This window comes from Aurantimicrobium minutum, from assembly GCF_029892845.1.
Lineage (GTDB): Bacteria > Actinomycetota > Actinomycetes > Actinomycetales > Microbacteriaceae > Aurantimicrobium > Aurantimicrobium minutum_B.
On record NZ_JARXVT010000004.1, the window covers coordinates 108,683 to 124,345 of the forward strand.

The window sequence follows — 15,663 nt, forward strand, 5'->3', positions numbered from 1 at the left end:
TGAGGAGTGACATGAGCAACGACATCGTTGATCCAGGAGAGGGCCACTCGCCCGCAGCATGGACTGCCGTTATTACCATGCTGGCATTCTTTGCCATCGGTACAACTGCATTCGTACTAGCTATTGAATGGCTTGTCTGGGCTTCTGTAGTCGGAATTTTTGTTGGTTGGGGACTTGGCTTCCTGCTAGCAAAGCTTGGTTACGGTGTGAACGGTCCTAAGTTCACCCCCAAGCCTCACCACTACTAAATGCTCTCCGACCTGACAGCTGGCGCTCTCGCGGATGCAGCTGCACGTCGTGAGTTTGTAACCTATGCAGAAGTAGAAGCTGCAGCCTTAGCTCAGCTTCCAGCACTTGATGCAATGCAATTTCTTGCACCGGCTGAGCACATTAAAGTCATTGCTGAAGTGAAACGAGCAAGTCCTTCTCGTGGAGATTTAGCAGCAATTGTTGATCCTGCTGCATTGGCAAGAACATATGCCAATAATGGCGCCTCCACGATTAGCGTGTTGACCGAAGGTCGTAAGTTCAAAGGGACTTTAGACGATTTACGTGCAGTTCGGGCAGAAGTTTCAGTACCAGTACTGCGCAAAGACTTCATTGCTGAGAAATATCAAATTCTAGAAGCACGTGCTGCAGGAGCAGACCTTGTTTTATTGATTGTCGCTGCACTTGAACAAAAGGAACTCATTGAGCTCAATGACTTTGCTTTGTCGTTGGGGCTTACTGTTCTTGTTGAAACCCATTCGCGTGAAGAACTTCATCGTGCCCTCGAAATTAATGCCTCACTCATTGGTGTGAACGCTCGTAACCTGAGCACATTTGAGCTAGATCGTGAACTCTTCGCTTCGCTGGTTGAAGAAATTCCTTCAGGGGTCATCAAGGTGGCAGAATCAGCTGTAAGAAATGCAACAGATGTTCAGCACTATAGAGACGCAGGTGCTGACGTTGTTCTCGTAGGTGAAGCACTTGTCACCTCAGATCCCGCAGCAACCCTCCAATCCTTCCTGGCGGTATAAATGGCACTTCGAGATGAACTTGGCCCCTACTTCGGCGAATACGGCGGAAGATTTGTTCCTGAATCGCTGATTGCTGCATTGGATGAGCTTTCCGCAGCATATGAACTCGCAAAGCTTGACCCTGGATTCCAGCAGGAACTGACTGAACTTCACCGAACCTATACCGGTCGCCCCTCCATCATTACTGAAGTTCCTCGCTTCGCAGAACACGCTGGTGGTGCGCGTATCTTCCTCAAGCGAGAAGATCTCAATCACACCGGTAGTCACAAGATCAATAACGTGCTGGGACAAGCTTTGCTTGCAAAGCGTCTTGGAAAGACCCGCATCATTGCAGAAACTGGAGCCGGTCAGCACGGTGTTGCAAGTGCCACTGCTGCCGCTCTGTTTGGGCTCGAGTGTGTTGTCTACATGGGAGAAGTTGACACTGTTCGTCAAGCTCTCAATGTTGCACGCATGCGTCTCCTCGGGGCAACCGTCATTCCCGTTACCACTGGGTCTCGTACACTCAAGGACGCCATCAACGAAGCACTGCGCGACTGGGTGGCAAATGTTGACACTACTCACTACTTGTTGGGCACGGTTGCAGGCCCTCACCCGTTCCCCGTTATGGTTCGTGACTTTCATAAGATTATTGGTGAAGAAGCCCGTGCTCAGATACTTGAGATTACAGGTCAGCTTCCAACTGCCGTTGCTGCATGTGTTGGTGGTGGCTCCAACGCGATTGGTATTTTCCATGCCTTCCTTGATGACCCATCGGTTGGCCTTTATGGTTTCGAAGCTGCTGGTCGCGGTGTAGACACAGCAGAACACGCCGCGACGATCACAAAGGGTCGACCCGGTGTTCTTCACGGTGCTCGTTCCTACATGCTTCAAGATGAAGACGGACAGACAATTGAGTCTCACTCCATCTCCGCTGGACTTGATTACCCCGGCGTTGGTCCTGAACATTCGTGGTTGAACGATATTGGTCGTGCTCACTACCGGCCCATCACTGATGCCGAAGCAATGGATGCACTTCGTCTTCTTTCTCGCACAGAAGGCATCATTCCTGCCATTGAAACAGCACACGGTCTAGCCGGAGCTCTGCAGCTAGGGAAAGAGCTAGGGCCAGAGGCCATCATTTTGGTCAATAACTCTGGACGCGGTGACAAGGATATGGAAACTGCTGCGAAATACTTCGGCATTCTCGATGGGGTAGCAGAATGAGCTCCAAGGTTGAAGCGGCAATTTCCGCCAAAGGTAAAGTCCTCATCGGATACTTACCTGTTGGATTCCCTTCACTTGAGGGAAGCATCGAAGCCGCTGTAGCGCTCGTTGAAAGTGGCGTAGACATTCTTGAGCTCGGGGTTCCCTACACGGACCCAGTGATGGATGGATTGGTCATCCAGGAAGCAACTCAGGTTGCACTTGCCAACGGATTCAAGCTTCCTCATGCGATTGAAGCGGTCAAGCAAATCACTGCACGGGTTGATATCCCAGTTTTACTCATGACCTATTTCAATCCTGTTATTCAATATGGCGTTGATAAATTTGCGTCAGATTTGTCTGAAGCCGGGGGAGCAGGTCTCATTACACCAGACCTCATTCCCGATGAGGCTTCTGAGTGGCTAGCCGCAGCAGAGAAATACGATCTAGATCGTGTCTTTCTGGCTGCCCCTTCATCGACTGATGAACGACTCGCACAAGCAGTGCAGAACAGTCGAGGCTTTGTTTATGCGGTTTCCACCATGGGTATTACCGGTGCTCGTCAAGATGTTGACGTGGCAGCTAAGTCGCTTGTTGCTCGTTTACGTAACGTGGGAGCAACTCACATTGGTGTCGGCGTGGGTATCTCAAATGGGACACAGGTTCGAGAAGTATTGAATTATGGTGACGGAGCCATTGTTGGTTCCGCACTTGTCAAGGCGCTCAACGATGGTGGACTAACAGCACTTCGTTCAGTTGCGGCTGAACTCGCCTCAGGTAAGTAATCTAACTTTCTACAATGTGACCTAAGCTGACACTGTGCATTTGATAACGAGTATTCCCAGTCCTTCGATTCAATTCTTCGAGGTAGGTCCACTCCGCATTCACATTTATGCCCTCTGCATCCTGCTCGGGATTGCGTTGGCAACGTGGATCACAGATACTCGCCTTTCTCGGCGTGGGGCTGAACGTGGAGTCGTGCTCGACATCATTTTGTGGGCTGTTCCACTAGGCATTATTGGTGCACGTTTCTATCACGTGTTTACACACCCAGCTGATTATTTTTATGACGGCGCTGACCTCATGAGAGTGTTTTACATCTGGGAGGGTGGCAACGCCATCTTCGGATCACTTCTGGGTGGTGCTGTAGGTGCCTGGATCGGATGTAAGCAGACCGGCATTCGCTTCTGGTCCTTTGCAGACGCTCTCGCCCCCGCAATGTTAATTGCACAGGCAACGGGACGTTTAGGAAATTACTTCAACCATGAACTTTTCGGCCAGCCCACCACGCTTCCTTGGGGCTTGGAGATTGAATCAACGAATGCAGCCTTCCCTGCTGGGTTGCCAGAAGGAACACTTTTTCACCCCATGTTCCTTTACGAAATCCTCTGGAATTTGCTGGGCGCATTTGTCATCATCGTTCTCGAACGCAAGCTGTACTTGCGTTGGGGTAAGTCATTTGGTGTTTACCTGATTTGGTACGGCTTGGGTCGTTCTGTTTTTGAAACGTATCGTTTAGATCCAAGCGAGACATTTATGTCAATCAGGACAAACGTGTGGGGCGCCTTCGCAGCTATTGCGATTGGCATCGCCATTATTCTGATTCAAAACCGTCGCCACCCGGGTAAAGAGCTCAGTGTCTACTCTGAGGGCGGACCTACTGTAAAGTTGGATAAGTAAGTTATTACACACGGATCCGGGCAAAGATGCCCCCGTCAAGGCAATAACTGCTGAACTTCACCCCGCCACAAGCGGCCCAGAGGTACACGAAAGCGACAAGCTTCAATGTTTCACTTTTCCAGATGACTAAAGGGCCAATGTCGTCCCTCCCGATAAACGGTTTCGAGAGGAGGGTTCCATGTCGTTAGCGACTCCCCATCAGCGCTTTTCTTTGGCACCCGCTGCCCAAGGTCTGTATGACCCCACGCTTGAAAAAGATGCCTGTGGCCTGGCCATGGTTGCTACTTTGCGAGGCATTCCTGGACACGACATCATTGATGTCGCACTGAGTTCTCTCCGCAACCTTGAGCACCGTGGTGCAGTTGGATCGGATGCTGGTACTGGTGATGGTGCCGGTATTCTCACTCAAATTCCTGATGCGTTCTTGCGTGAAGTTGTAGATTTCATCTTGCCTGAATCCGGCTCATATGCAGTCGGAAATGCCTTTCTTCCTTTGAAAGATGCAGAGCGTTCTGCTATTCAAGCTCGTTTTGCAGAGATTGCTCATTCTGAGGGACTCTCAGTTCTCGGTTGGCGTGTAGTTCCCACAGCTCCAGATAATTTGGGAAAGCTTGCACGCGAAGCAATGCCAGCTATTGAGCAGGTTTTTGTTGCGTCACTTTCGGGTGGTTTATCCGGCATTGAGTTAGACCGCTTGGTTTATCGACTCCGTAAGCGAGTAGAACGTGAATGTGAAATCTATTTCGCATCTCTTTCTTCACGAACTCTGGTTTACAAGGGCATGGTCACCACCTTGCAGTTGGAGCCTTTCTACCCTGATCTCAGTGATGACCGCTTTGCGTCCACATTGGCGCTGGTTCACTCACGTTATTCCACGAACACTTTCCCTTCGTGGCCTCTAGCTCACCCATTCCGCTTCATTTGCCACAACGGTGAGATCAACACTGTTCAGGGAAACCGTAACTGGATGCGAGCACGCCAATCGCAACTCGAATCCGAAATTCTGGGCGACATGAAGGATTTGCTCCCTATCTGCACTCCTGGAGCTTCAGATAGTGCATCTTTCGACGAAGTTGTTGAGCTCCTTACCCTCGCTGGTCGTCCACTTCCTCACGCCATCATGATGATGGTTCCTGAGGCTTGGGAAAACCAGCCAGATATGGAACCCACTCGTCGTGCTTTTTATGAGTACCACTCCTCGTTGATGGAACCATGGGATGGTCCTGCGGCCATTTGTTTCACAGATGGTTCACTCGTCGGTGCAACTCTTGACCGCAATGGGCTTCGTCCAGGTCGTTTCTTGGTTACAGACGACGGACTCATCGTCGTTGGTTCTGAGATCGGTGTCTATGACATTGACCCCGCCAAGGTTGTTCAGAAGGGTCGCCTCCAACCAGGAAAGATGCTTCTTGTTGACACAGTTGCGGGACGAATCATCTCCGATGACGAAATCAAGAGTGAGCTTGCTGCTTCAGGTCCATGGCAGGAATGGATTGACCAGTCACGAATTGACCTTGAAGAACTTCCCGAACGTGAGCACATTGCGCACACTCGCAGCTCAGTGATTCGTCGTCAACGCACGTTTGGTTATACCGAAGAAGAACTTCGAATCATGCTTGCTCCAATGGCTAAGACGGGTGCAGAACCCCTTGGTGCAATGGGTACCGATACGCCTATTGCTGTGCTTTCTTCTCGTCCACGCCTTTTGTTTGACTACTTTGTCCAACAGTTCGCACAGGTTACAAACCCACCTTTGGACTCGATCCGTGAAGAGGTTGTCACCAGCCTCAAACTCGGTCTCGGCCCCGAGCGCAACCTTCTTGCTGCAGGCCCAGAACACACTGAACAGGTTGTTCTTGATTTTCCCGTCATTGACAATGACCAGTTAGCTAAGGTCCTTCACATCCGCGGTAAGAGCGGAGCACGTGAAGGTATCAAGCTCAAAGGTCTGTATAAGGTCAACAAGGGTCCTCGCGCCATGGAGAAGCGACTTGCGCAACTCTGCGAAGAGGTCGATGAGGCAATTGCCCAGGGTATTAAGTTCATTGTTCTCTCTGATCGTGACTCCAACTCGGACATGGCTCCGATTCCGTCTTTGATGATGGTCTCCACAGTTCACCACCACCTCATTCGGACAGAAAACCGCACCAAGGTTGGCATCGTTGTCGAAGCCGGTGACGTCCGTGAAGTTCATCACGTTGCAGTTCTTCTGGGTTATGGTGCTTCAGCAGTGAACCCATACCTAGCCATGGAAACCTGCGAACAGTTGGTTCGTGATGAATTCATTACTGGTGTTTCAACCGAGAAAGCCACAAAGAACGTCATCAAGGCACTCGGTAAGGGTGTCCTCAAGGTGATGTCGAAGATGGGTATTTCTACCGTTTCTTCCTACACCGGAGCGCAAACATTTGAGGCTGTTGGTCTTTCCCAAGAATTTGTAGACCAATACTTCACTGGCACAAACAGCAAGCTCGGGGGAGTTGGCATCAATGTCATCGCTGCTGAAAACCTTGCCCGTCATGCGTCTGCATATCCCTCTGATGGAGCCCCGCTGACCACTGAACGTCTCACTACAGGTGGCGAATTCCAGTGGCGACGTGATGGTGCACCGCACTTGTTCAACCCAGAAACTGTTTTCAAACTGCAGCATTCCACTCGCGAGCGTCGCTTTGATACTTTCCGGGAGTACACCAAGTTAGTAGATGATCAGACTCGTGAGCTCATGACTTTGCGCGGTCTTTTCACTTTGGAGACAGGCAAACGCAATCCTGTTCCTCTGGACGAGGTTGAATCCATCGAGTCCATTGTCAAGCGATTCTCAACCGGCGCAATGAGTTACGGCTCTATTTCGCCTGAAGCTCACGAGACACTCGCGATTGCGATGAACTCCATCGGTGCCAAGAGCAATACAGGTGAGGGTGGTGAAGATGTTGCACGTCTTCTCGATCCCACTCGTCGTTCTGCCATTAAGCAAGTCGCATCTGGCCGTTTCGGTGTGACAAGCATGTATCTCACTCACGCTGATGACATCCAGATCAAGATGGCTCAGGGGGCAAAACCTGGTGAGGGTGGACAGCTTCCCAACAACAAGGTTTACCCGTGGATCGCTCGCACTCGTCACGCAACCGCAGGTGTGGGTCTCATCTCACCTCCACCGCACCACGACATCTACTCGATTGAAGACCTCAAGCAGCTCATTTTCGACGTCAAGCGTGCGAACCCTGCCGCTCGCGTGCATGTGAAATTAGTGAGCCAATCCGGCATCGGTGCTGTTGCTGCAGGTGTTTCTAAGGCACTGGCCGATGTCATTCTGATCTCAGGTCACGATGGTGGTACAGGTGCGAGTCCGTTGAACTCTCTCAAGCACGCTGGAACCCCCTGGGAACTAGGTCTTGCAGAAGCACAACAGACCCTCATGCTCAACGGAATGCGCGACCGCGTTTCTGTTCAGGTAGACGGACAGCTCAAAACCGGACGTGACGTTATCGTCGCAGCCTTGTTGGGCGCTGAAGAGTTTGGTTTTGCAACCGCACCACTCGTTGTCTCGGGCTGCATCATGATGCGCGTGTGTCACCTTGACACGTGTCCTGTTGGTGTCGCAACCCAGAACCCTGAGCTACGGGCACGATTCACAGGCAAGCCTGAGTTTGTCGTGAACTTCTTCCAATTCATTGCTCAGGAAGTACGTGAATACCTGGCTGAGCTTGGATATCGCAGCCTCGACGAAATCATTGGTCGAAATGATCTCCTCAACGTTAACGATGCAGTAGAGCACTGGAAGTCCGAAGGTCTGGATCTTGAGCCCATTCTGGTTGGCCCCAAGTTCTTAGCTGACGAGCCTCGCATCCGTGCACGTGCACAAGACCATGAGCTTGAAGAACACTTTGACAACGAGTTGATTAATCTGTCACGTGCAGCGTTGTCTGAGGGTAAGCCTGTCTCGATTGAGCTTCCTATCCGCAACACCGAACGTGCTGTGGGAACCATGCTTGGTCACGAACTGACCAAGAAGTATGGTCAGGACGCTTTGCCACATGGAACCATCGACATCACCTTGACGGGAACGGCAGGTCAATCCTTTGGTGCCTTCGTTCCGTCAGGTATTACTCTTCGCTTAGTCGGTGACTCGAACGACTACGTCGGTAAGGGTCTTTCAGGTGGTTCGATTGTGGTCAAACCTTCACCTTCTTCGAGGTTTGCTCCTGAAGAGAACGTGATTGCTGGAAACGTCATTGGTTATGGCGCAACGAGCGGTTCTATCTTTATCAGTGGTCTCGTGGGTGAACGATTCCTGGTACGTAACTCTGGTGCAACTGCAGTTGCTGAAGGCGTGGGAGATCACGCCCTCGAATACATGACCGGTGGTCTGGCAGTTATCCTCGGTTCAACAGGTCGCAACCTCGGTGCAGGTATGTCCGGTGGTATTGCCTACGTACATTCCCTCGATCCCAACAAGGTCAATGCTGATTCGCTTGGATCTGGTGAGCTTCGTTTGGAAAAGCTGGGAAGCGCAGATGCAGAAATCCTCAAGGACATTCTTGAATCTCATCTTGCAGAGACAGGATCACCACGAGCATCTGCACTACTTGACCAGTTTGAGAAGACTGTTGATGAATTCACCAAGGTAGTTCCTCGTGACTATGCAGCTGTGCTGGAAGTGCGTCAGGAAGCCGAAAACGCTGGTATTGATCCAGACGGGGATGCGACCTGGAAGAAGATCATGGAGGTGACCGGTGGCTGATCCCAAAGGTTTCTTGAACACGCGTCAGCGTGAAGTTCCTGCACGCCGTCCAGTTCCTATCCGCTTGATGGACTGGAAAGAAGTTTATGAAGCAGGAGACCGCGAGACGTTGGTTCGCCAAGCCGGTCGTTGCATGGATTGTGGAATTCCTTTCTGTCACCAGGGGTGCCCTCTCGGTAACCTGATCCCTGAGTGGAATGACCTCACCTGGCGCGGGGATGACAAGGATGCAATTGATCGCCTGCATGCGACCAATAACTTCCCGGAATTCACTGGTCGACTTTGTCCAGCACCGTGTGAATCTTCCTGCGTTCTGAGCATCAATCAACCTGCTGTCACCATCAAGCAAGTTGAAGTATCAATCATTGATAAGGCATTTGATGAGGGATGGGTCACTCCTCTGATTCCTGAGCGTCTTTCAGGGAAGACTGTCGCTGTTGTAGGTTCTGGTCCCGCCGGCCTCGCAGCTGCTCAACAACTTACTCGTGCTGGTCACACCGTTGCTGTGTTTGAGCGTGACGAAAAAATCGGTGGACTGCTTCGTTATGGCATCCCTGATTTCAAGATGGAAAAGGTTCACATTGACCGTCGTCTTGAGCAGATGGAGGCAGAAGGAACTCGTTTCCGCCCAGGGGTCAACATCGGCACAGACATTACCTGGGAAGACTTGCGTAAGCGTTATGACGCTGTTGTAGTTGCTACCGGTGCGATGGTTCCACGAGACCTTCCCATTCCTGGTCGTGATCTTTCCGGTGTTCACTTCGCCATGGACTACCTTGCTCAGTCCAATCGGGCTGTAGATGGGCTTGTCGTAACAGACCAGATTCACGCTCAGGGAAAGCACGTTGTCGTTCTTGGTGGTGGAGACACCGGCGCAGACTGCATTGGAACTGCTCACCGTCACCAAGCAGCAAGTGTCACCAACCTAGCTATTGGCCAGCAGCCTCCAGCGGAACGTTCAGATTCTCAACCTTGGCCTACGTTCCCGAACCTTTTCGAAGTAACTAGTGCTCACGAAGAGGGTGGTACTCGGGAATTCCTCGTCTCGACAGTTGAGTTCTTGGGTGACAAAGATAGCAATGTTCGCGCAGTTCGCGTTGCAGAAACTGAGTTTGTCGATGGAGCTCGAGTTCCCAGAGCAGGCACTGAACGTGAAATCCCAGCTGACCTTGTTCTTTTGGCACTTGGTTTCACTGGCCCTGAAGGCGAAATTGCAGAATCAGAGCTGGGTGTGAGCTTGACCCAACGAGGCAACATCAACCGTGATGCTCAGTATGCAACTGCTGAACCAGGCGTTTTTGTTGCTGGAGACGCAGGCCGTGGTCAATCACTCATTGTCTGGGCAATTGCCGAGGGTCGCGCTGCTGCAGCTGCAGTTGACCGCTACCTTGAAGGTGAAACCTTACTTCCAGTACCTGTAGCACCTACAGATCGCGGTTTCGCGGTTTAGTACGATTAGAAAGTCGCAATTCCCTCCTGCGACATGGCACCACTGAAACGAAAGAGACATTTCATGAGACGCGCCAAAATAGTTGCGACCCTAGGTCCAGCAACTTCCAGCTATGAGAGCCTGAAGTCAATCATCGAAGCTGGTGTTGACGTTGCACGTATGAACCTCTCGCATGGTTCTTACGATGTTCACGAAGAGGTTTACCGCAACGTTCGAAAGGCCGCAGAAGACCTCGGCAAGCCTGTAGCTGTGTTGGTTGACCTTCAAGGCCCCAAGATTCGTCTCGGCAAGTTTGAGGGTGGCCCTTACGACCTCGCTGAAGGCGATATCTTCAAGATCACCATCGAAGACATTGTGGGCAATAAGGACATCAGCTCCACAACCTTTAAGGGTTTGCCCCACGACGTGAAAGCAGGGGACCCCCTCCTTATTGATGACGGCAAGGTCACCCTCCGTGTTCTCGAAACAGACGGAACTTTAGTCACCACTGTTGTTGAAGTACCAGGACCCATTTCGAACAACAAGGGAATTAACCTTCCTGGTGTTGCGGTCAACGTTCCCGCTCTTTCTGACAAGGATGAGGCAGATCTTCGCTGGGGCCTTCGTCTCGGTGCTGATTTCATTGCGTTGAGCTTTGTCCGCGACGCAGCAGACATCAAGCGTGTGCACGAGATCATGGATGAAGAAGGCGTGCGCCTTCCCGTGATTGCCAAGGTTGAGAAGCCCCAGGCTGTCGACAATCTTGAAGAAATCGTAGATGCTTTTGACGCCATCATGGTCGCTCGAGGTGACCTCGGTGTTGAGCTTCCTCTTGAAGCTGTCCCCATTGTTCAGAAGCGTGCAGTCGAACTCGCGCGTCGCTGGGCAAAGCCCGTCATTGTGGCGACTCAGGTTCTTGAGTCCATGATTTCCAGCCCACGCCCAACCAGAGCTGAAGCTTCTGACTGTGCCAACGCTGTGCTTGATGGCACAGATGCTGTCATGCTCTCGGGTGAGACTAGCGTCGGTGAATTCCCCACGATTACCGTTGCCACCATGGCTCGTATCATCGAGTCCACTGAAGACCACGGTCTAGAGCGTATTCCTGAGCTTGGCACCAAGCCTCGCACCCAGGGCGGCGCTATCACTCTGGCGGCTAAGGAAGTTGCAGAGTTCGTTGATGCGAAGTTCCTCATCGTCTTTACGGAATCCGGCGACTCAGCACGCCGTATGGCTCGTCTCCGCTCGGATATCCCCATGATCGTGCTCACACCTCACGAGCACATTCGTCGCCGTATGGCACTGACCTGGGGCGTCAAGTCCTACCTTGTTGAAGCTGTCACGCACACCGACCAGATGTTTGGTCAGGTTGATGATCTTCTCCTTGGTGAAGGTTTAGCAGAAGCAGGAGACAAGGTCGTAGTTATTGCCGGTTCCCCTCCCGGAATCGCCGGTTCAACTAATGACCTTCGTGTTCACAAGGTTGGAGATGCTCGTAACGCTGCAGCTCCCGCCTATGAAAACCTCTAGGTTTCATAAAGAAAAGCCCCTCATGTGAGGGGCTTTTCTTAGTTGTGCCGAATGTGGGACTTGAACCCACACGTCCGAAGACAAAGCATTTTGAGTGCTCCGCGTCTGCCATTCCGCCAATTCGGCTTGTAACTCTTCAAGAATATCCTAGGCTGGAGACATGGCCGACCAAGAGATCCAAACTCCCACCAAACGACGCGTTGTTGTTGCAGAAGATGAGTCCCTTATCCGCATGGATATTGTAGAAACTCTCCGCGACAACGGTTTTGACGTTGTGGGGGAGGCCGGTGACGGTGAGGCCGCGGTAGCACTGGCAAAGGAACTTCGTCCCGATCTCGTCGTAATGGATGTCAAGATGCCGAAACTCGATGGCATCTCTGCTGCAGACCAGCTCAACAAAGAGCACATTGCACCCGTTGTTCTTTTGACTGCATTCAGCCAGAAAGAACTAGTTGAGCGGGCTACCGAAGCAGGAGCTCTTGCTTACGTGGTGAAGCCGTTCACTCCCAATGATTTACTACCTGCAGTTGAAATAGCGTTGTCCCGTTGGGCACAAATTGTTGCCCTGGAAAACGAGGTCGCAGATCTCTCTGAGCGTTTCGAAACCCGCAAGATTGTTGACATTGCTAAGGGCATTCTCAACGAAAAGATGGGTCTTACCGAGCCAGAAGCATTCCGTTGGATTCAAAAGGCTTCTATGGATCGTCGTCTCACCATGAAAGACGTTGCAGTGACCATTGTTGATCAGCTTGGTTCTGACCAGAAAAAGGAAAAGAAGTAACCTACTTCTTCCGTTCCTTAATGAAGTTCGTCAAGCGAACTGTGGAAAGTCGTCGTCCACTTTCATCTGTGCACACGATTTCGTGAGTAGTCAGTGTTCTTCCCAAGTGGAGTGCTGTGCACGTTGCAATGACGAAACCTTCGGAGATGCTGCCGGAATGGGTTGCGCTCACTTCGATTCCTACCGCTACGCGCCCTTCTCCCGCAAACATATTGGCGGCAATAGATCCCAAGCCTTCAGCAATCACAATGTGAGCACCGCCGTGGAGTATGCCCACAGATTGGGTATTACCTTCTACTGGCATCGTTGCAACAGAGTACTCAGGGGAAAGCTCGTGCAGTTGAATATCCATCTTTTCCCACAGAGGTCCAGCAGAAAAGCCACGATATTGCTCAAGGTCGAGTACTGGGGGGCGGACATATTCAGAAGACATTCAAGTTTCCTCGCAAGCTGAGTCTGGCGTGCTGTGTAGGCTTGGCACGTGTCGAATAACGCCCAGCCTACCCTTATGGTCATTGATGGGCACTCGCTCGCATTTCGGGCGTTTTATGCCCTTCCTGTAGACAGTTTTCGGACTGCGGATGGACAGCACACGAATGCCATTCACGGCTTCATTTCGATGATGTTGAACCTTCTTGCTAAAGAGAAGCCAACCCACTTGGCAGTTGCGTTTGATATCTCGCGCTACTCATTCAGAACCCGCGAATATCCCGAATACAAAGGAACTCGTGGAGAGACCCCACCAGAGTTCATTGGACAAGTCCCACTCCTCCAGGATGCACTGCATGCCATGGGGATTACGACCATCACAAAAGAAGACTTTGAGGCCGACGATATTCTCGCCACTCTTGCTTCTCAAGGTTCCGCACAAGACTTCAAAGTTCTCGTTGTTTCTGGTGACCGCGACACAATTCAACTGATCGATGACAATGTGACTTTGCTGTATCCGTCAAAGCAAGGCGTTTCAGAACTCACACGCTATGACGCGGCCAAAGTTTTCGAGCGTTATGGAATTCAGCCTCACCAATACCCTGAAATTGCCGCCCTCGTGGGTGAAACCAGCGACAACCTGCCAGGTGTTCCCAAGGTAGGGGAGAAGACGGCTGTTAAGTGGATCAATGAGTTTGGCTCTCTCGACGAGATCCTTCGCCGTGCAGACGAAATCGGTGGCAAGGTCGGCGAAAGTCTTCGTGAGTTCAAAGAAAACGCGATCCGTAACCGTCGACTCAACCGACTCGTCAATGATGTGGAACTACCTGTAGGACCGAAGGATCTGGAAAGACTTCCCTTTGATTCAGAGGCCGTCAAAGAAGTTTTTGGGCGCTTAGAATTCAAGTCGTTACTCACTCGTGTTCTTTCACTCAACGGTGAAGAAACGGCCCCTACGGCATCACAGCGATCCGCTCAAATACCGACTGCTATTAATACTTCTTCAGAAGAAGTACGTCCTGAACCTGTAGTTGCTTCTGTTGCACCTCGTTCACAACAACTCTTAGACGAAGAACTTGCTGCGTGGTTGCACCGTGCTTCAGATACATCTCCACAGGGCGTCTCCGTTGAGCTAGAGGTATATGCCACAGGAATTGCAGTTGTGGGTCTGGCAACAGAAACAGAAACCGTTGCAGTTCCGTGGTCTCCCGTTCATGCGGATATGAAACCCCTGATTGACTGGCTTGCAGGCCCCACGCCCAAGATTTTTCACGGGGCTAAAGAACAGATCAAAGCACTCCTTGCCGTTGGTGTTTCTATCGAAAACCTTGGTTTTGATACAGAAATTGCTGACTGGGTTCTTCGTCCAGACACGTCAAAGCGTGAGCTTGCTGATCTGACGAAGTTGTACCTGAACGAACTGTTACCAACGCCTGACCCTAATCAGCTTGTTCCAGATGATTCAGAGCTTGATGCTGGTGGTCGTGCGTGGTTCGTGCGCCGCATCGATGCCGCTATCCGAGACAAGATGGAAGCAGCCACCCTGGCCCTCTTCCTAGAGATCGAAATTCCTTCACTCATCACACTTGCTGCTATGGAAATGCGCGGCGTGACGGTCAACAAGGACAAACTCCAGTCGCTGTCTGACGAACTCGGCACTCGCGCCGAAACGGCCAAAACCGAGGCTTTTGCCGTCATCGGTCGCGAAGTAAACCTCGCTTCGCCTAAACAACTGCAAGAAGTTCTTTTCGACCAGCTAGGTATGCCTAAAACTCGCGCAACGAAGACGGGTTACACCACCGATGCGACAGCACTAGCTGATCTTCAAGCAACAAACCCACATCCATTCTTAGGGTTACTCCTGGAACACCGTGATGTCACCAAACTCAAGCAAATAGTAGAGACATTAATCTTGGCTATTGGCCCTGATGGTCGCATTCACACCACCTATGGTCAAACGGGCACGAGCACAGGGCGTTTGTCTTCTGCGAACCCCAATTTGCAGAACATTCCGATCAGAACTGCTGATGGTCGTCGCATTCGTGAAGCATTCGAAGTAGGTGACGGCTTCGACACCCTGGTCACTGCTGACTATTCTCAGATCGAAATGCGCATCATGGCGCACTTCTCAGAGGATGAAGGCCTCATCGAAGCGTTCATTTCAGGTGAGGATCTGCACAAATTCGTCGGTGCTCGCGTGTTCGGGGTAGAACCTGCCGAGGTTACTGGTGAAATGCGTAGTCAAGTCAAGGCAATGAGCTACGGCCTGGCTTATGGGCTCTCCGCTTTTGGCCTTGCCAGACAGCTCGGAATTGATAACAGTGCTGCAAAGAAGCTGATGGCTGACTATTTCCAGCGCTTCGGGGGAGTACGCGACTATCTTCGAAGCGTTGTAGAACAAGCACGAGCACAGGGTTACACAGAAACGTTATTTGGTCGTAGAAGGCCATTCCCTGACTTGGCCAGCCCTAATCGTGTACTTCGTGACAATGCTGAAAGAGCAGCATTGAACGCCCCGATGCAGGGAACAGCTGCTGACATCATGAAAATTGCCATGATTGGTATCGAACAGGACCTTGTTGCACTTGAGTTAAAGTCACAATTACTACTTCAAGTTCATGATGAGTTGGTTTTAGAAGTCATTGAATCTGAACGTGAACAGGTTGAAAAGATCGTGATTGATCGAATGGCTCATGCTGCGAAGTTGAGCGTTCCACTAGATGTTCAAATTGGTATCGGCTCAAACTGGAATGAAGCCGCCCACTAGCCTGATATCCGCGAGTTTGCGCGGAAGTCTGTGGTGAAGTAATCTGAGAGATGCACATTTGTGCGTTCTATCCGTCTGCCCGAAAGACAATTCACCAGCTTG

Annotated in this window: 11 protein-coding genes and 1 tRNA gene; 10 read left to right on the forward strand and 2 right to left on the reverse strand. The window is 51.3% G+C overall.

Annotated features, from left to right (window positions below; genetic code table 11):
* Nucleotides 1-11: 11 nt before the first annotated feature.
* The 8 genes from M2118_RS06560 to pyk all read left to right on the forward strand — a co-directional run bounded on the left by M2118_RS06560 (nt 12) and on the right by pyk (nt 11,584).
* Entirely contained in the window at nt 12-248 is a 237-nt protein-coding gene (locus tag M2118_RS06560) for a DUF6704 family protein (protein ID WP_280795125.1), read from the forward strand.
* Nucleotides 249-1,019, forward strand: coding sequence for an indole-3-glycerol phosphate synthase TrpC (trpC, locus tag M2118_RS06565; RefSeq protein ID WP_280795126.1), 771 nt, complete (start codon nt 249-251; stop codon nt 1,017-1,019).
* Nucleotides 1,020-2,225: a tryptophan synthase subunit beta gene (gene trpB, locus M2118_RS06570; RefSeq protein ID WP_280795127.1), complete on the forward strand. Its 1,206-nt coding sequence runs from the start codon at nt 1,020-1,022 to the stop codon at nt 2,223-2,225.
* A complete protein-coding gene (trpA, locus tag M2118_RS06575) occupies nt 2,222-2,989 on the forward strand; it encodes a tryptophan synthase subunit alpha (protein ID WP_280795128.1) in 768 nt (255 codons plus the stop codon). The genes trpB and trpA overlap by 4 nt, the downstream gene beginning before the upstream one ends.
* A gap of 40 nt (nt 2,990-3,029) precedes the next feature.
* Nucleotides 3,030-3,884 carry a prolipoprotein diacylglyceryl transferase gene (gene lgt / locus M2118_RS06580; protein WP_432418390.1) on the forward strand — a complete coding sequence of 285 codons (855 nt, stop codon included), beginning with the start codon at nt 3,030-3,032 and terminating at the stop codon, nt 3,882-3,884.
* Nucleotides 3,885-4,062: 178 nt separating this feature from the next.
* Nucleotides 4,063-8,625 carry a glutamate synthase large subunit gene (gene gltB, locus M2118_RS06585; RefSeq protein ID WP_280795130.1) on the forward strand — a complete coding sequence of 1,521 codons (4,563 nt, stop codon included), beginning with the start codon at nt 4,063-4,065 and terminating at the stop codon, nt 8,623-8,625.
* Entirely contained in the window at nt 8,618-10,075 is a 1,458-nt protein-coding gene (locus M2118_RS06590; RefSeq protein WP_280795131.1) for a glutamate synthase subunit beta, read from the forward strand. Before gltB ends, M2118_RS06590 begins: the two co-directional genes overlap by 8 nt.
* Nucleotides 10,076-10,138: 63 nt before the next feature.
* The gene (pyk, locus tag M2118_RS06595; protein WP_280795132.1) at nt 10,139-11,584 is read left to right on the forward strand and encodes a pyruvate kinase; all 1,446 of its coding nucleotides are present in this window, start codon (nt 10,139-10,141) and stop codon (nt 11,582-11,584) included.
* A gap of 45 nt (nt 11,585-11,629) precedes the next feature.
* On the opposite strand, the gene M2118_RS06600 is transcribed toward pyk, so the two are convergent.
* Nucleotides 11,630-11,710: transfer RNA gene (locus tag M2118_RS06600), tRNA-Leu, on the reverse strand.
* Between the two features lie 34 nt (nt 11,711-11,744).
* Here M2118_RS06600 and M2118_RS06605 point away from each other — a divergent pair.
* Nucleotides 11,745-12,365: an ANTAR domain-containing response regulator gene (locus M2118_RS06605; protein WP_280795133.1), complete on the forward strand. Its 621-nt coding sequence runs from the start codon at nt 11,745-11,747 to the stop codon at nt 12,363-12,365.
* Between the two features lies 1 nt (nt 12,366).
* On the opposite strand, the gene M2118_RS06610 is transcribed toward M2118_RS06605, so the two are convergent.
* Nucleotides 12,367-12,798 (reverse strand): PaaI family thioesterase, encoded by a 432-nt coding sequence (locus tag M2118_RS06610; protein ID WP_280795134.1) that lies wholly within the window; start codon nt 12,796-12,798, stop codon nt 12,367-12,369.
* A 48-nt stretch (nt 12,799-12,846) separates the two neighbouring features.
* Here M2118_RS06610 and polA point away from each other — a divergent pair, with 48 nt between their 5' ends.
* Nucleotides 12,847-15,561 carry a DNA polymerase I gene (gene polA / locus M2118_RS06615; RefSeq protein ID WP_280795135.1) on the forward strand — a complete coding sequence of 905 codons (2,715 nt, stop codon included), beginning with the start codon at nt 12,847-12,849 and terminating at the stop codon, nt 15,559-15,561.
* The last annotated feature ends 102 nt before the right edge of the window (nt 15,562-15,663 follow it).